18 protein-coding genes are annotated in these 15,590 nt (G+C 71.5%); 15 read left to right on the forward strand and 3 right to left on the reverse strand.

Annotation, left to right across the window (positions count from 1 at the left end; all coding sequences use genetic code 11):
• The first annotated feature begins 201 nt into the window (after positions 1–201).
• The 14 genes from secY to glmM all read left to right on the forward strand — a co-directional run bounded on the left by secY (position 202) and on the right by glmM (position 11,791).
• Complete coding sequence (secY, locus tag ACH9EU_RS04740) at positions 202–1,512, forward strand: preprotein translocase subunit SecY (RefSeq protein ID WP_396412791.1); 1,311 nt, start codon at positions 202–204, stop codon at positions 1,510–1,512.
• 77 nt (positions 1,513–1,589) lie between these two features.
• A complete protein-coding gene (locus ACH9EU_RS04745) occupies positions 1,590–2,153 on the forward strand; it encodes an adenylate kinase (RefSeq protein ID WP_396412792.1) in 564 nt (187 codons plus the stop codon).
• Between the two features lie 107 nt (positions 2,154–2,260).
• The gene (gene map / locus ACH9EU_RS04750) at positions 2,261–3,097 is read left to right on the forward strand and encodes a type I methionyl aminopeptidase (protein ID WP_396412793.1); all 837 of its coding nucleotides are present in this window, start codon (positions 2,261–2,263) and stop codon (positions 3,095–3,097) included.
• Between the two features lie 38 nt (positions 3,098–3,135).
• Entirely contained in the window at positions 3,136–4,305 is a 1,170-nt protein-coding gene (rlmN, locus tag ACH9EU_RS04755; RefSeq protein ID WP_396412807.1) for a 23S rRNA (adenine(2503)-C(2))-methyltransferase RlmN, read from the forward strand.
• 243 nt (positions 4,306–4,548) lie between these two features.
• Entirely contained in the window at positions 4,549–4,770 is a 222-nt protein-coding gene (infA, locus tag ACH9EU_RS04760) for a translation initiation factor IF-1 (RefSeq protein ID WP_017833319.1), read from the forward strand.
• Positions 4,771–4,824: 54 nt separating this feature from the next.
• A complete protein-coding gene (gene rpmJ, locus ACH9EU_RS04765) occupies positions 4,825–4,938 on the forward strand; it encodes a 50S ribosomal protein L36 (protein WP_396412794.1) in 114 nt (37 codons plus the stop codon).
• Positions 4,939–5,107: 169 nt separating this feature from the next.
• Positions 5,108–5,476 carry a 30S ribosomal protein S13 gene (rpsM, locus tag ACH9EU_RS04770; protein WP_396412795.1) on the forward strand — a complete coding sequence of 123 codons (369 nt, stop codon included), beginning with the start codon at positions 5,108–5,110 and terminating at the stop codon, positions 5,474–5,476.
• 93 nt (positions 5,477–5,569) lie between these two features.
• Complete coding sequence (gene rpsK / locus ACH9EU_RS04775) at positions 5,570–5,974, forward strand: 30S ribosomal protein S11 (protein WP_396412796.1); 405 nt, start codon at positions 5,570–5,572, stop codon at positions 5,972–5,974.
• A 139-nt stretch (positions 5,975–6,113) separates the two neighbouring features.
• Entirely contained in the window at positions 6,114–7,121 is a 1,008-nt protein-coding gene (locus ACH9EU_RS04780; protein WP_396412797.1) for a DNA-directed RNA polymerase subunit alpha, read from the forward strand.
• A gap of 66 nt (positions 7,122–7,187) precedes the next feature.
• Positions 7,188–7,949, forward strand: coding sequence for a 50S ribosomal protein L17, sunset domain variant (gene rplQ / locus ACH9EU_RS04785; RefSeq protein WP_396412798.1), 762 nt, complete (start codon positions 7,188–7,190; stop codon positions 7,947–7,949).
• Between the two features lie 148 nt (positions 7,950–8,097).
• On the forward strand, positions 8,098–9,057 hold the full coding sequence (truA, locus tag ACH9EU_RS04790) for a tRNA pseudouridine(38-40) synthase TruA (protein ID WP_396412799.1): 960 nt from the start codon (positions 8,098–8,100) through the stop codon (positions 9,055–9,057).
• A 260-nt stretch (positions 9,058–9,317) separates the two neighbouring features.
• On the forward strand, positions 9,318–9,761 hold the full coding sequence (rplM, locus tag ACH9EU_RS04795) for a 50S ribosomal protein L13 (protein ID WP_396412800.1): 444 nt from the start codon (positions 9,318–9,320) through the stop codon (positions 9,759–9,761).
• Positions 9,762–9,795: 34 nt separating this feature from the next.
• Entirely contained in the window at positions 9,796–10,302 is a 507-nt protein-coding gene (gene rpsI / locus ACH9EU_RS04800) for a 30S ribosomal protein S9 (RefSeq protein ID WP_396412801.1), read from the forward strand.
• Between the two features lie 133 nt (positions 10,303–10,435).
• Positions 10,436–11,791, forward strand: coding sequence for a phosphoglucosamine mutase (glmM, locus tag ACH9EU_RS04805; RefSeq protein ID WP_396412802.1), 1,356 nt, complete (start codon positions 10,436–10,438; stop codon positions 11,789–11,791).
• A gap of 39 nt (positions 11,792–11,830) precedes the next feature.
• Here the strand turns inward: glmM and mscL are convergent, their stop codons facing one another.
• The 3 genes from mscL to coaA are packed head-to-tail and all read right to left on the reverse strand — an operon-like array spanning position 11,831 to position 14,036.
• Positions 11,831–12,223 (reverse strand): large conductance mechanosensitive channel protein MscL, encoded by a 393-nt coding sequence (gene mscL / locus ACH9EU_RS04810; protein ID WP_396412803.1) that lies wholly within the window; start codon positions 12,221–12,223, stop codon positions 11,831–11,833.
• 26 nt (positions 12,224–12,249) lie between these two features.
• Positions 12,250–13,080 (reverse strand): M15 family metallopeptidase, encoded by an 831-nt coding sequence (locus ACH9EU_RS04815; RefSeq protein WP_396412804.1) that lies wholly within the window; start codon positions 13,078–13,080, stop codon positions 12,250–12,252.
• The gene (gene coaA, locus ACH9EU_RS04820) at positions 13,080–14,036 is read right to left on the reverse strand and encodes a type I pantothenate kinase (protein ID WP_396412805.1); all 957 of its coding nucleotides are present in this window, start codon (positions 14,034–14,036) and stop codon (positions 13,080–13,082) included. The genes ACH9EU_RS04815 and coaA overlap by 1 nt, the downstream gene beginning before the upstream one ends.
• Positions 14,037–14,186: 150 nt before the next feature.
• On the opposite strand from coaA, the gene ACH9EU_RS04825 reads away from it, so the two are divergent.
• On the forward strand, positions 14,187–15,590 hold a 1,404-nt coding region (locus ACH9EU_RS04825), incomplete at its 3' end, for a PTS mannitol transporter subunit IICB (RefSeq protein WP_396412806.1).

Raw genomic sequence — 15,590 nt, forward strand, 5'->3', positions numbered from 1 at the left:
GTCCACGCCAGCGTGGGCGGGGCCTGATCCGTGCACGGGCCCGCCCGCGCCCGCCGACCCGGTGTCGGTCCGCGGCGCGGCGGGTTCGTTAGACTTGCCGGAGTCGTCCGTGCCCGTCCCGCGCGCGGACGGGGACCGAGCTCCCGCCCCTCACCACCCCCGCGGCCGGACCGACGTCCGGACCAGTCTCTAGGAGGACATGTGCTCAGCGCTTTCGGACGGGCGGTGCGAACCCCCGACCTGCGACGCAAGCTGGGGTTCACCCTCGCCCTGATCATGATCTACCGCCTGGGCACGTTCATCCCCGCTCCCGGCGTGGACTACGGCAACGTGCAGCAGTGCCTGGCCCTGGGGAACACCTCGGGCGGCATCTACGACATGGTGAACCTCTTCAGCGGCGGCGCACTGCTGCAGCTGTCGGTCTTCGCCCTCGGCGTGATGCCGTACATCACGGCGAGCATCATCACCCAGCTGCTGCGCGTGGTCATCCCGCGCTTCCAGGAGCTGCACGAGGAGGGGGCGCAGGGGCAGACGCAGCTGACCCAGTACACGCGCTACCTGACCATCGGCCTGGCCCTGCTCAACGCCACCACGATCGTCTCGCTCGCCCGTTCGGGCGCGCTGCTGGGGGACTGCCCCCTGCCGATCATCCCCGAGGACACCGTCCTGACGATCGTGATCATGATCATCACGATGACCGCCGGCACGGCCATCATCATGTGGCTCGGCGAGCGGATCACGGAGAAGGGCGTGGGCAACGGCATGTCCCTGCTGATCTTCACCTCGATCGCCGCGACCTTCCCCTCCGCGCTGGGCGACATCCTGCGCACCAAGGGCTGGGGCGTGTTCCTCACGGTCCTGGCCGTCGGTCTCGTGGTGATCACCTGCGTGGTCTTCGTGGAGCAGTCCCAGCGCCGGGTGCCCGTGCAGTACGCCAAGCGCATGGTCGGGCGCCGGACGATCGGCGGGACCACGACCTACATCCCGCTCAAGGTCAACATGGCCGGGGTCATCCCGATCATCTTCGCCTCCTCGATGCTGATGCTCCCGGGCATGGTCTCCCAGTTCGGCATGCCCGAGACCGGCACCGACATCCCCGGCTGGGTCACCTGGATCAACACCTACCTGGTCACCGGTGACCACCCCGTCTACATGGCGCTGTACTTCGCGATGATCGTGTTCTTCACGTACTTCTACGTGTCGATCACGTTCAACCCGGAGGAGGTCTCCAACAACATGAAGCGCTACGGCGGCTTCATCCCGGGGATCCGCGCCGGCCGGCCCACCGAGCGGTACCTGCAGTACGTGCTGACCCGCATCACGTTCCCCGGCGCCCTGTACCTGGGCATCGTGTCCATGATCCCGCTGATCGCGCTCGTGATCGTCGACGCCAACCAGAACTTCCCGTTCGGCGGCCCGTCGCTGCTCATCATGGTCGGCGTGGGCCTGGACACCGTGAAGCAGATCGAGGCCCAGCTCCAGCAGCGCCACTACGAGGGGCTGCTGCGCTGAGCCCCGGCCGCGTCCGCTCCCCGGGCCGGGCGCCCCGGTAGACTGGACCGGCAGCCATCCCCGACCAAGGAGACTTCATGACCCGCATGCTCATCATCGGCCCCCCGGGCGCCGGCAAGGGCACCCAGGCCGTGCGCATCTCGGAGCAGCTCCGCGTCCCGGCCATCTCGACCGGCGACATCTTCCGCGCCAACATCAAGGGCCGGACCGCGCTGGGCGAGGAGGCCAAGAGCTACATCGACCGGGGGGACCTCGTCCCGGACTCGGTCACCAACCGGATGGTCCGCGACCGCCTCGCCGAGGCGGACACCCGCGTGGGGTTCCTGCTCGACGGCTACCCGCGCAACGCGGCGCAGGTGCGCGAGCTCGACGCGATCCTCGCGGAGCTGGGCCAGGAGCTCGACGTCGTCCTCAAGCTCACCGCCGACCGGGACGAGCTGGTGCAGCGGCTGCTGGGCCGGGCGCAGAAGGAGGGCCGCACCGACGACACGGAGGACGTCATCCGGCACCGTCTCGACGTCTACGACGCCGAGACCGCCGCCGTCGTCGACCTGTACGAGGAGCGCGGCATCGTGCGCGAGGTCGACGGACTGGGATCCGTGGACGAGGTGACCGAGCGGATCATGGCGGGCGTCTCCTGACGGTCCTCCCGCCGCCCGCGGGCCCCCGGACGTCCTCCGGGGGCCCCGCCCGACCCACGACCGCCGCGCGCCCCGCTCCCCGGGGCGCGGCCGGGAAGGAACACCGCATGTTCGGCCGACGCCGGATCGAGTACAAGACCAACGCCCAGCTGCGCGCCATGCGGCACGCCGGGGCCGTGACCTCCCAGGCCCTGGACGCGGCCGTGGCCGCCGCCGTGCCCGGGGTCACCACCGCCTCGCTCGACGACGTGTTCCGCGGGGTCCTCGAGGAGCACGGTGCGACGTCGAACTTCCTGGGCTACTTCGGCTACCCGGCCGCGGTGTGCGTGTCGGTCAACGAGGTGGTGGTCCACGGCATCCCGGGGGAGCAGGTGCTGCAGGAGGGCGACATCCTCTCCATCGACGGCGGTGCGATCGTCGACGGCTGGCACGGCGACTCCGCCCGCACCGTCCTGCTCGGCCGCCCCGACCCCGTGGACGCCGAGCTCTCCGCGGTGACCCGCAGCGCCATGTGGCACGGCATCGCGGCCCTGGCCACGGGCACGCACGTGGGGGACGTCGGGGCCGCCGTGGAGGACCACGTGCGCAAGGTCTCCGGTCACCGCTTCGGGATCCTCGAGGACTACGTGGGGCACGGGATCGGGTCGAAGATGCACATGGCCCCGGACGTGCTGAACTACCGGGCCGCGGACCGCGGTCCCCGGCTGCGGCCGGGGATGGCGCTGGCCATCGAACCCATGCTCGTGCGCGGGGGGATCGGCACCCGCGTGCTCGAGGACGAGTGGACCGTGGTCACCACCGACGGCGGGCGCTCCAGCCAGTGGGAGCACTCCGTGGCCCTGCACGCCGACGGCATCTGGGTGCTCACGGCGCAGGACGGCGGGGCCTCCGAGCTCGAGCCGCTGGGCGTGACCCCCGTCCCCATCCCCGAGGACCGGCCGTGAGCGCCGCCCCCGACCCGCGACCCAGCGAGGAGACCACCGTGGCCCAGGCGCCGCAGCAGAGCACCAGGACGCCCGTCGAGCTCACCGTCCGGCCCGCACCGGGGCAGCTGACCTTCGCCGCCCCGCGCCGGGGCAAGCCCCCGCGGCACCTGGCCGACCTCGACATGGCCGGGCGCCGGGAGCTCCTCGCCGAGCTCGGCCACCCGCCCTTCCGCGCCGGCCAGCTCTCCAGGCACTACTTCGACCGGTTCGCGGCCGACCCCGCCGACATGACCGACCTGCCCGCGGCGGGCCGCGAGGAGCTCGTGGCGCAGACCCTGCCCCCGCTGCTGTCGACGGTGCGCACCCTCGAGGCGGACCAGGGGGCGACGGTCAAGACAGTGCACCGGCTCTTCGACGGCGCCACCGTCGAGTCCGTGCTCATGCGCTACCCGAACCGGGTCACCATGTGCATCTCCTCGCAGGCGGGCTGCGGGATGAACTGCCCGTTCTGCGCGACCGGCCAGGCCGGGCTGACCCGCAACCTCTCGGCCGCGGAGATGGTCGAGCAGGTGGTGCAGGGCGCCCGGATGCTCCGCGGCGGCCGGGTGGGCCGGGCCGAGCAGGAGCCGCTGCGGATCTCGAACATCGTCTTCATGGGCATGGGGGAGGCCCTCGCCAACTACAAGGCCGCGATCGGTGCCGTGCACCGGCTCGTGGACCCCTCGCCCGAGGGCCTGGGCATCTCTGCCCGGGGGATCACCATGTCCACGGTGGGCCTCGTCCCGGGCATCCGGAAGTTCACCCGGGAGAAGCTGCCGGTGACCCTCGCCCTGTCCCTGCACGCACCCGACGACGAGCTGCGCGACGAGCTGATCCCGATCAACACCCGGTGGAAGGTCGACGAGGCGCTCGACGCCGCCCGCGACTACTACGACGCCACGGGCCGGCGCGTGTCCATCGAGTACGCGCTGATCCGCGACATCAACGACCACGGGTGGCGGGCGGACCTGCTGGGGGAGAAGCTCAACGCCCGGGGCACGGGGTGGGTGCACGTCAACCCGATCCCCCTCAACCCCACCCCGGGCTCCAAGTGGACGGCCTCCCGCCCCGGCGTGGAGCAGAACTTCGTGGAGCGGCTGCGGGCGCACGGGATCCCGACCACCGTGCGGGACACCCGGGGCTCCGACATCGACGGGGCCTGCGGGCAGCTGGCCGCGACCGTCTGAGCGCCGTCCCCGCCTCCCGCCCGGGACCGCGCGCCCGCGTTGCGGGACGCGTCCCCGATACCGTACAGTGTCCTGTTGGTTGTCTGTGCTCCAACGACTCCGCACTCCTCGGACCACGCCGACCGTCACCGCGCACCTGACGGTGATGGTGCACGCGCACGGGTCCGCTGCGGCGTTTAACGACGATGTACACCCGAAACCCTGCCACCGTCCCGGCGGAGGCACCTGAAGTTAGCGGAGGATATGGCCAAGAAAGACGGAGTCATCGAGATCGAAGGCACTGTGGTCGAGGCTCTGCCCAACGCGATGTTCCGCGTTGAGCTGAACAACGGTCACCTTGTCCTCGCGCACATCTCCGGCAAGATGCGTCAGCACTACATCCGGATCCTCCCCGAGGACCGCGTGGTGGTGGAGCTCAGCCCGTACGACCTCACCCGCGGTCGTATCGTCTACCGCTACAAGTAGGACCGGCGGGCGCCCGGCCCGCCTCCACTCGAGAGAACGACGCGAAGGAATGCGATGAAGGTCCAACCGAGCGTGAAGCCGATCTGCGACAAGTGCAAGGTGATCCGCCGCCACGGCGTGGTCATGGTGATCTGCGACAACCCGCGCCACAAACAGCGTCAGGGCTGAGAGGCCCCGACCACCCCACGCAAGTGGATTCAGAAGGGCACCGCTCCCGACCGGAGGGATCCGGGCGGGTGCCCCCGGCACAGAGGCCGGGGACCGGCGGACGACGGAACGTCGCCGACCGGGCAGTGATGCTCCAGACCTCTGGTAGAACACAAGGAGAACCGCCGATATGGCTCGTCTCGCAGGCGTCGACCTTCCCCGTGAGAAGCGGCTGGAAGTCGCGCTCACCTACATCTACGGCGTGGGCCGCACCCGCGCGCACGAAACCCTCGAGGCCACCGGCATCTCGGGCGACGTGCGTGTCCGGGAGCTCACCGACACGCAGCTCGTGGAGCTGCGCGACTTCATCGAAGGCAACTACAAGGTTGAGGGTGACCTCCGCCGCGAGGTGGCCGCCGACATCCGCCGCAAGGTCGAGATCGGCAGCTACCAGGGCATTCGCCACCGCCGCGGTCTGCCGGTGCACGGTCAGCGCACCAAGACCAACGCCCGCACCCGCAAGGGTCCCAAGCGCACGGTGGCCGGCAAGAAGAAGTAGCCCGTCGCCGTCCGGGCACCGGGACCGTGCGGTCCCGCGGACGGCCCACCACCACTCTTCACCGCTCTTCCCAAAACTTTGTAGGAGATCTCCATGCCCCCGAAGACTCGCGCAGCGGCTTCCCGCAAGCCTCGTCGCAAGGACAAGAAGAACGTCACGCAGGGCCAGGCCCACATCAAGTCGACGTTCAACAACACCATCGTCACGATCACCGACCCCACCGGCGCCGTCCTCTCCTGGTCCTCCGCCGGGGAGATGGGTTTCAAGGGCTCGCGCAAGTCGACGCCCTTCGCCGCGCAGATGGCCGCCGAGGCCGCCGCGAAGCGCGCCCAGGAGCACGGGATGCGCAAGGTCGACGTGTTCGTCAAGGGCCCGGGCTCCGGGCGCGAGACCGCCATCCGCTCCCTGCAGGCCACCGGCCTCGAGGTCGGGTCCATCTCGGACGTGACCCCCAGCGCCCACAACGGTTGCCGCCCGCCGAAGCGCCGCCGCGTCTGATGCGGGCGTGCCCACCGGCTCCCCTCCGCGGGACCCGGTGGGCACGCCGACAACGGACCGGGCACCGGTCCGCACCCGTCACCTGTTTTCCACCATTTGCGCGCGTCATATAGCGGATGCCCGCTGAAAGGAAACATCAGTGCTCATCGCACAGCGCCCCACTCTCTCCGAAGAGGTCGTGGCCGACAACCGGTCCCGCTTCATGATCGAACCCCTCGAGCCCGGCTTCGGCTACACCCTCGGCAACTCCCTGCGCCGCACCCTGCTCTCCTCCATCCCCGGCGCGGCCGTCACCAGCATCCGGATCGACGGCGTGCTCCACGAGTTCTCCACCGTGGAGGGCGTCAAGGAGGACGTCACCGAGGTCATCCTCAACGTCAAGAAGCTCGCCGTCTCCTCGGAGCAGGACGAGCCCGTCGTCGCCTACCTGCGCAAGCAGGGCCCGGGCGTCGTCACCGCCGCGGACATCACGGCCCCGGCGGGCGTGGAGATCCACAACCCCGAGCTGCACATCGCCACGCTCAACGCGAAGGGCCAGCTGGAGCTCGAGCTGACCATCGAGCGCGGCCGCGGGTACGTCTCGGCCGCCCAGAACAAGGCGGGCGACGCGGAGATCGGCCGCATCCCGGTCGACTCCATCTACTCGCCCGTGCTCAAGGTGACCTTCCGCGTGGAGGCCACCCGTGTCGAGCAGCGCACGGACTTCGACAAGCTGGTCCTGGACGTGGAGACCAAGGAGGCCATCACCCCGCGCGACGCCGTGGCCTCCGCCGGCACGACCCTGGTCGAGCTGTTCGGCCTCGCCCGGGAGCTCAACGCGGCCGCCGAGGGCATCGAGATCGGCCCCTCGCCGACCGACGCCGCGATGGCCGCCGACATGGCGCTGCCGATCGAGGACCTCGAGCTGACCGTGCGGTCGTACAACTGCCTCAAGCGCGAGGGGATCCACACCGTGGGCGAGCTCGTGGGCCGTTCCGAGGCAGACCTGATGGACATCCGCAACTTCGGCGCGAAGTCGATCGACGAGGTCAAGGCCAAGCTCGTCGACCTCGGCCTGTCCCTCAAGGACTCGCCCCCCGGTTTCGACCTCGCCGCTCGTGCCGCCGCGATCGACGACGAGAACCCGTTCGACGACGACGACCACTAGTCCTTCCCGTTCCGTCCCGCCGGGTGTCCGCCCGGGCCGGGACAGCCTTCCAGGAGATCAACCACCATGCCTACTCCCACCAAGGGACCCCGCCTCGGAGGCGGCCCCGCCCACGAGCGCCTGATGCTGGCGAACCTGTCCCAGCAGCTCTTCGAGCACAAGCGCATCACCACCACCGTGACCAAGGCGAAGCGGATGCGTCCCTACGCCGAGCGGCTGATCACCTTCGCCAAGCGCGGTGACCTGGCCGCCCGGCGCCGCGTGCTGGCGCAGCTGACCGACAAGTCCGTGGTCCACGAGCTGTTCACCTCCATCGCCGCGGCGATGGAGGACCGCAACGGGGGCTACACGCGCATCACGAAGATCGGCAACCGCAAGGGCGACAACGCCCCCATGGCCGTCATCGAGCTCGTGATGGAGCCCGTCGCGACGAAGGCCACCGTGGCCGAGGCCGAGCGCGCCACCGAGAAGGCCGCCGCGGCCCCCGCCGCCCCGGTCGACACCCCGGCGGACAGCACCGCCGCCGAGGTCTCCGCCGAGGAGATCCCCGCCGACGAGCAGGCCCCCGAGGTCGGCTCCGAGCAGGCCGCCGAGGTCGCCACGGACAACGCCGAGGCGGAGTACCCCGGCTCGCACGCGCCGCTGGAGTCCGGCGAGGCCCCGGAGGGCTTCGACGTCAAGGGCAACAAGAACTCGATGAAGTACCACGTTCCCGGCTCCCGCTGGTACGCGGGCACGACCGCCGAGATCTGGTTCGACTCGCCCGCCAGCGCCGAGGCCGCCGGCTTCGACCCGGCCGGTGGCGCCGCCGCGCAGAAGCTGCGCTGACCGGACGCCGACCGCGACCGACACCGTGCACGCCGCCGGGGACCCCGTCCCCGGCGGCGTCGCCGTGTCCGGGCCTGCACCCGGACCTGTGCCCTGCCCCGCCCCGCGCGCCCGCCCCGCACACCCGTCAGCATCCCGAGGAGCAGCCATGACCGAGTCCCGGCCCGCCGTCCGCGTGCGCGTCGACCTGGCCTACGACGGCGCGCCCTTCGCGGGGTGGGCCCGGCAGCCGGAGCTGCCGACGGTCCAGGGAGCCCTCGAGGACGCCCTCGGCCTGCTCGTGCGCCGGGACGTCCGCGTGGTGGTGGCCGGCCGCACCGACACCGGCGTCCACGCGCGCGGGCAGGTGGTCCACATGGACCTCACGCCGCAGGAGTGGACGGCGATGGCGCGGGGCCGGGCGGAGGACCCCGGCGCCGCGCTGCAGCGGCGGCTCACCGGGACCCTGTCGCACGTGCTCGGCCGCGGTCGACGCGAGCGGGGGCTCGCCGAGTGCCCCGGGGCGGTGGTGGTCCGGCGCGCGGCCGAGGCGCCGGCGGGGTTCGACGCGCGCTTCTCCGCGGTCTCCCGCCGCTACAGCTACCGCATCGACGACGGCGCCGCCGGCCGTGACCCGCTCACCCGGCACCTGACCTGGTGGACGAAGGACGTGCTCGACGTCCCGGCGATGGCGGCGTCCGTGCGCGGGCTCGTGGGGCTGCACGACTTCCTGGCCTTCTGCCGCCCGCGGGAGGGGGCCACGACCGTGCGCGAGGTCCTGGACGTGTCCGTGCGGAGGGACGCCGACGGGCTCGTGGTCCTCGGCATCGAGGCGGACGCGTTCTGCCACCACATGGTCCGCTCCGTGGTCGGCGCGGCCGTGCGCGTCGGTGCGGGCCGTGCCGACCCGCAGTGGCTCGGCCGCCGTCTGGCGGACCGGGTCCGGGACGCACGGGTCCTGCTGGCCCCGGCCCACGCGCTGGTGCTGGAGGAGGTGCGCTACCCGGACGACGCCGCGGTGGGGGAGCGGGCCGACCGCACCCGGGCGCTCCGCCCGCCCGTGCGCCCCGCGGGGCCGGTCGCGGACAGCGGGGCCGACGCGGACCCGTGGTCCGGCCGCGGAGATTGACCCCCGCCGGGCCGCGGTGTATGCGCCGAGTGGTCTTTGGCGGCTCCATCCGATATCGTGGGTTGCTGTTGTGCGTGTCCCGCCTCGGTTCACGTGTACCCGGATCCGCCGTCCAGTTGCAGGACGCATGGCGCTCCGGTGCACCGGGGTCTCGGGCACCGGATGCAGCTCGGTCCTCACCCGAGCCCCGGACGGCACACCGAGAAACGGCGTGACCCCAACTAGCGCCACCGAGAGAACCCGAACGAAGGCAAACTAACGTGCGTACGTACACCCCGAAGCCCGGTGACATCCAGCGCCAGTGGCACGTCATCGATGCCACCGACGTCGTCCTGGGTCGTCTTGCCAGCCAGACCGCAACGCTGCTGCGCGGAAAGCACAAGCCGACCTTTGCTCCCCACGTGGACGCCGGTGATTTCGTCATCATCGTCAACGCCGAGAAGGTCGCCCTGACGGGCGCCAAGCTCGAGAAGAAGCGGGCCTACCGCCACTCCGGCTACCCCGGGGGGCTCAAGTCCACCACCTACGCCGAGCTGCTGGAGAAGAACCCGGTCCGCGCCGTGGAGAAGGCCATCCGGGGCATGCTCCCCAAGAACAAGCTGGCCGCCCAGCAGATGTCCAAGCTGAAGGTCTACGCCGGCCCGGAGCACCCGCACGGTGCCCAGCAGCCGAAGACCTTCGAGTTCACCCAGGTCGCCCAGTAACCGGGCCTACGACAGACAACCAGCGAGGAGAATCGTGGCTCAGAATACTGACGAGCAGAACACCGTGGACGGCGAGGAGCAGCTGAACAGCTACACTTCCGAGTCCGCCCCCGCCGCGGAGACCGCCGTCGCCGCCGAGCGCCCGGCCCTGACCGTCTCCGGGCAGGCCGTCGGCCGCCGCAAGGAGGCCGTCGCCCGCGTGCGCGTCGTTCCCGGCTCCGGCCAGTGGATCGTCAACGGGCGCACCCTGGAGAACTACTTCCCGAACAAGCTCCACCAGCAGGAGGTCAACGAGCCCTTCCGTCTGCTGGAGCTCGAGGGCGCCTACGACGTCGTCGCGCGCATCCACGGCGGTGGCCCCTCCGGCCAGGCCGGCGCCCTGCGCCTCGGCGTGGCCCGCGCCCTGAACGAGATCGACATGGACAACAACCGCCCGTCGCTGAAGAAGGCCGGCTTCCTCACCCGTGACGCCCGCGTCACCGAGCGCAAGAAGGCCGGACTCAAGAAGGCCCGCAAGGCCCCGCAGTACTCCAAGCGCTGACAGTACGGGCCCCCGGCCCGTCGTCCGCCCCACGGACCCCGTCCTCCCCGGTGCACACCGGAGCGGACGGGGTCCGTGCGTCTGCGCCGAGCCTCCCGCCCCTGGCCGCAGCGGGAACGTAGGATGGGCTCCGATGTCTAGATTATTCGGAACGGACGGCGTCCGCGGCCTCGCGAACGACCTCCTCACAGCCAACATGACACTGGACCTGGCGCAGGCGGCCGCGGTCGTCCTGGGCCACGGCCACGCCCCCGCAGGCCGGCGCCCCTACGCGGTCCTCGCCCGGGACGGACGGGCCAGCGGCGAGTTCCTCAGCGCCGCCGTCGCGGCCGGCCTCGCCGGCTCGGGAGTGGACGTCCACGACGCCGGGGTCCTGCCGACACCCGCGCTCGCGTACCTCGTGGCGGACCTCGGGGCCGACTTCGGGGTGATGATCTCCGCCTCCCACAACCCCGCCCCGGACAACGGGATCAAGTTCCTCGCCCACGGCGGGCGGAAGCTCCCGGACCGCGTGGAGGACGAGATCCAGGCCGTCTACGAGTCGGGCCGCTTCCCCCGGCCCACGGGCGCCGACGTCGGCCGGATCAGCCTGCTCACCGACGCCGAGGACCGGTACGTCCTGCACCTCGTGGGGGCGATCCCCCAGCGCCTCGAGGGGCTGACGATCGTGCTCGACTGCGCCCACGGGGCCGCGAGCGGCGTCTCCCCGGACGCGTTCCGCGACGCCGGGGCCACGGTCCACGTCATCGGGGCGGAGCCGGACGGGCTCAACATCAACGAGGGCTGCGGCTCGACCCACCTCGGGCCGCTGCAGCGGACCGTCGTGGAGCTGGGCGCGGACCTCGGCATCGCCCACGACGGCGACGCCGACCGCTGCCTCGCGGTGGACGCCTCCGGGCGGGAGGTCGACGGCGACCAGATCATGGCCATCCTGGCGCTGGCCCTGAAGGACGCCGGCCGGCTCGTCGACGACACCCTCGTGGCCACCGTGATGAGCAATCTGGGGCTCAAGCTCGCCCTGCGCGAGGCGGGGATCGACGTGCGGGAGACCGCCGTGGGGGACCGCTACGTCCTGGAGACGATGACCGAGCACGGCTACAACCTGGGCGGCGAGCAGTCCGGTCACGTCATCATGTCGGACTACGCCACGACCGGCGACGGGCTGCTCACCGGGCTCATGATCGCCTCCCGCGTGGCCCAGACCGGCACCCCGCTCGCGGAGCTGGCCCGGGTCATGACCCGCCTGCCGCAGGTCCTGATCAACGTGCGCGGCGTGGACCGCGCCGCCGTGGGCTCCCACCCGGTCGTGCAGGCCGCGGTCGCGGAGGTCGAGCAGCGTCTGGGGGAGACCGGGCGTGTGCTGCTGCGGCCCTCGGGCACCGAGCCGGTGGTCCGGGTGATGGTCGAGGCCGGCACCGAGGAGACGGCGCGGTCCGAGGCGGAGCACCTGGCGGCGGTCGTGGCCCAGGAGCTGTCCCTCACCGTCTGAGGCCGGACCCGGGCCCGTTTCGGGCAGACCGGGTCGGGGTCAGGGGCGCTGGTGCAGCGCATCCCGGATCTCGGTGAGGAGCTGGACCTGCGGGTCGGCCTCCTCGGTGGCGGGCGCGATGCCGAGGCGGCGATTGCGCGCCTCGATCAACCTGTTCATCGGCAGGACGATCGCGGCGTACACGGCGGCGGCGACGAGCAGGAAGTTCACGAGGGCCGTGAGCAGGACCCCGAACCTGATGTCGTTGCCGTTGAGCGTGACCACGGCGAACGAGTCGAAGTCCGGTGAGCCCACCAGGGCCGAGACGACCGGCATGAGCACGGCCTCGACGAGGGCGTCGACGACCTGGGCGAAGGAGGCACCGACGATCACGGCGACGGCCAGGTCCAGGACATTGCCCTTCATGATGAATTCCTTGAATCCTCTGAGCATGTGCCGAGACTATCCCCGTCGCCGGTTCAGTCGTCGCGGGGCGGTTCCGCCGGGTAGTCCGGGGCGGGGGGCAGGCCGGAGAACTCCTCCAGCGTCCCGGCTCCCGACCGCACGAGGGCCCCGGCACGCTCCGGACCGAGGTAGCGCAGGTGCCACGGCTCGTAGGCGTAGCCGGTGGTGGCACGCGCGCCCTGCGGATACCGGATGACGAACCCGTGCCGGGGTCCGTGCTCGGCCACCCAGGTCCCGGCCGCGGTGCCGGCGAAGCACTCCCGCAGGTCGCACGGGCCGCCGTCCCCCACGTCCACGGCCAGACCGGTCTGGTGCTCGGAGTGCCCCGGCCGTGCGGAGACGGCGTCGGCCTCCGCCTGTCCCAGCTGCGCGACCCAGCCCGCGTAGGTCTCCGCCTGCACGTCGTAGGACCGGTAGCCCGACACGATCCGGATCGGCACGCCCGCCGCGCGGGCCTCGGCGAGCAGGCCGCGGAGGGCCGCCGCGACCTCGGGGCGCATCCGGTGCCCCTCCACGTCCTGGAGGGCGGGGGGCGCCCAGTCCGCCGGCACGAGCGGACGGCGCTTGTTGACGACCACGGCGGTCGAGGCCGGGTCGTCCAGGTCCGGGCGGGGGCCCGGGGCCGGGCGCGGGTCCGGCACCTCCGGACCGGGGTGCGCCGGGTCCCCGGGCGGGGTCGGCGACGCGGAAGCGGCCGCCGGGGACGCGACCGTCGGGTGCGCGACCGCCGGCGACGAGGTCGCCGGGACCGAGGTCGCCGGGGCGGACGGTGGCGGGGTCTCCGGAGCGCACCCGGCGGCGAGCACCGCCAGCAGCAGCGCGGCAGCCGCCCGGGACCAGCCCATCAGTTCTTGCGCAGGAGCACGCGCCGGATGGAGTGGTCCGAGTCCTTGGAGAGGATCAGACGGGCGCGGCCTCGGGTCGGCTGGACGTTGTCGATGAGGTTGGGCTCGTTGATCCGCCGCCAGATGTCGGTGGCGGTCGCCACCGCCTCGTCGTCGGAGAGGTCGGCGTAGCGGTGGAAGTAGGAGCCCGGGTCCGCGAACGCGGAGTAGCGCAGGGCCTGGAAGCGCTCCACGTACCACCGTTCGATGTCCGCCGGGCGGGCGTCCACGTAGATGGAGAAGTCGAAGAAGTCGCTCAGCGCGAGGGCGGCGCGGTCCCCGGGCCCCACCTTGGCGGGGGCGAGCACGTTGAGGCCCTCGACGATGACGACGTCGGGGCGGGTCACCACGACCTCCTCGCCGGGCAGGATGTCGTAGCTGTGGTGCGAGTACTTCGGCGCCCGCACCTCGGGAACGCCCGACTTGATCTTGGCGACGAAGCGGAGCAGCGCGCGGCGGTCGTAGGACTCCGGGAACCCCTTGCGGTCCATGAGCCCGCGGCGCCGCAGCTCCGCGTTGGGGCGGAGGAAGCCGTCCGTGGTGATCAGCTGGACGTCCGGGGTGGAGGGCCACCGGGACATCAGCTCGCGCAGCAGTCGTGCCGTGGTGGACTTGCCCGCGGCCACGGACCCGGCGATGCCGATGACGAAGGGGGTCCGGGCGTGCTGCTCGCCGAGGAAGGCGTTGGTCGAGGCGTTGAGCCGGTTGGAGGACTCGTCGTAGAGCGTCAGCAGCCGGGAGAGCGGAAGGTACACCTCGCGGACCTCCGCGACGTCGAGCCGGTCGCCGAGGCCGCGCAGGTTCTCGATCTCTCGAGGCGTGAGAGGAACATCGATCTCGTTCGAGAGCCTCGACCAGGTCTGCCGGTCCAGCTCCACGAAGGGCGAGGTGCGTTCGCTCAGCGTTGAGGCGGTCATCGGGTCCAGTCTAGACCGCGCGGGCCGTGCCGGGCCGCGCGGGGCGCCTCGGCGACACGAGGCCGCCCCGGGTGTACATTGGCCCCACCCCGGCGGTCCCCGTGATCGAGGTCACAGGGAGCGCATCCGTTCGAGAGTCAGGACGGCACCATGGCCACGAGAACGACGTCGGAGACCACAGCAGCGCCAGCGGGTGGGCGGTCGTCCGCGGCGCGGGCGCATGTGCAGCGTTTCGGGACGTTCCTGTCGGGGATGATCATGCCCAATATCGGGGCGTTCATCGCCTGGGGGCTGATCACGGCGTTCTTCATCGAGGCGGGGTTCACCCCGTTCGGGCCCTTGGGCGGGTTCGGGGAGGACGCGGCGGGGGATCCGCACACGGGTCTGGTGGGCCCGATGATCACGTATTTGCTGCCGTTGCTGATCGCCTACACGGGTGGGCGGATGGTCTATGACGTGCGTGGTGGTGTGGTGGGGGCGATCGCCACGATGGGGGTGATCGTGGGGGCGGACATCCCGATGTTCATCGGGGCGATGCTGATGGGCCCGGCCACGGCGTGGTTGATGAAGCGCATCGACGGGATCTGGGACGGGAAGATCAAGCCCGGTTTCGAGATGCTGGTGAACAACTTCTCCGCGGGGATCGTGGGGGCGCTGATGGCCAGTGTGGGGTTCTTCGTGATCGGTCCGGCGGTGCTGGTGTTCTCCGGGGCGGCCGCGGCGGCGGTGGAGTTCTTGGTCTCGCGGGGGTTGCTGCCGTTGACCTCGATCCTGATCGAGCCGGCGAAGGTGCTGTTCTTGAACAACGCGGTCAACCACGGGATCCTCACCCCGTTGGGCACCACCCAGGCGTTGGAGCAGGGCAAGTCCGTCCTGTTCCTGTTGGAGGCCAATCCGGGTCCGGGGCTGGGGATCCTGGCGGCGTACATGGTCTTCGGGCGGGGGGCGGCCCGGGCGAGCGCCCCGGGGGCGGCGCTGATCCACTTCTTCGGGGGGATCCACGAGATCTACTTCCCCTACGTGCTGATGAAGCCGGCGTTGATCCTGGCCGCGATCGCCGGTGGGGCCAGCGGGATCTTCACGCTGACGGTCTTCGGGGCGGGGCTGCGGGCTCCGGCGGCGCCGGGGTCGATCATCGCGGTGCTGGCCCAGACGGCCTCGGACTCCTATGTGGGGGTGGTGCTGGCGGTGGTGGTGGCCTCGGCGGTGTCCTTCGTGGTGGCCTCGGTGATCCTGAAGGCCTCCCGGGACAGGGGCGAGGGCGACCTGGCGGCCGCGACCGCGAGCATGGAGTCGATGAAGGGCAAGAAGTCCACCGTCTCCTCCGCCGTCCTGGGCTCCAGCGGGGGCGCGGACACCGGCGGCGACAGCGCCCGGGCGCTGGCCGAGGGCGCTCCGGTCCGCCACATCGTCTTCGCCTGCGACGCCGGGATGGGCTCCTCCGCCATGGGCGCCTCGGTGCTGCGCAACAAGGTCCGGGCGGCCGGCTTCGAGGACGTGAAGGTCACCAACGCCTCGATCGCCAACCTCACCGACGACTTCGACATCGTCGTC

It is taken from the genome of Kocuria rhizosphaerae (genome assembly GCF_044462265.1).
Lineage (GTDB): Bacteria > Actinomycetota > Actinomycetes > Actinomycetales > Micrococcaceae > Kocuria > Kocuria rhizosphaerae.

What these genes read in the sequence shown, in the direction of transcription:
- ACH9EU_RS04745 (WP_396412792.1), top strand. Translation starts at nt 1,590, where the DNA reads ATGACCCGCATGCTCATCATCGGCCCCCCGGGCGCCGGCAAGGGCACC.
- truA (WP_396412799.1), top strand. Translation starts at nt 8,098, where the DNA reads ATGACCGAGTCCCGGCCCGCCGTCCGCGTGCGCGTCGACCTGGCCTAC.
- rpmJ (WP_396412794.1), top strand. Translation starts at nt 4,825, where the DNA reads ATGAAGGTCCAACCGAGCGTGAAGCCGATCTGCGACAAGTGCAAGGTG.
- glmM (WP_396412802.1), top strand. Translation starts at nt 10,436, where the DNA reads ATGTCTAGATTATTCGGAACGGACGGCGTCCGCGGCCTCGCGAACGAC.
- rpsK (WP_396412796.1), top strand. Translation starts at nt 5,570, where the DNA reads ATGCCCCCGAAGACTCGCGCAGCGGCTTCCCGCAAGCCTCGTCGCAAG.
- mscL (WP_396412803.1), bottom strand. Translation starts at nt 12,223, where the DNA reads ATGCTCAGAGGATTCAAGGAATTCATCATGAAGGGCAATGTCCTGGAC.
- rpsM (WP_396412795.1), top strand. Translation starts at nt 5,108, where the DNA reads ATGGCTCGTCTCGCAGGCGTCGACCTTCCCCGTGAGAAGCGGCTGGAA.
- ACH9EU_RS04815 (WP_396412804.1), bottom strand. Translation starts at nt 13,080, where the DNA reads ATGGGCTGGTCCCGGGCGGCTGCCGCGCTGCTGCTGGCGGTGCTCGCC.
- map (WP_396412793.1), top strand. Translation starts at nt 2,261, where the DNA reads ATGTTCGGCCGACGCCGGATCGAGTACAAGACCAACGCCCAGCTGCGC.
- infA (WP_017833319.1), top strand. Translation starts at nt 4,549, where the DNA reads ATGGCCAAGAAAGACGGAGTCATCGAGATCGAAGGCACTGTGGTCGAG.
- rplQ (WP_396412798.1), top strand. Translation starts at nt 7,188, where the DNA reads ATGCCTACTCCCACCAAGGGACCCCGCCTCGGAGGCGGCCCCGCCCAC.
- coaA (WP_396412805.1), bottom strand. Translation starts at nt 14,036, where the DNA reads ATGACCGCCTCAACGCTGAGCGAACGCACCTCGCCCTTCGTGGAGCTG.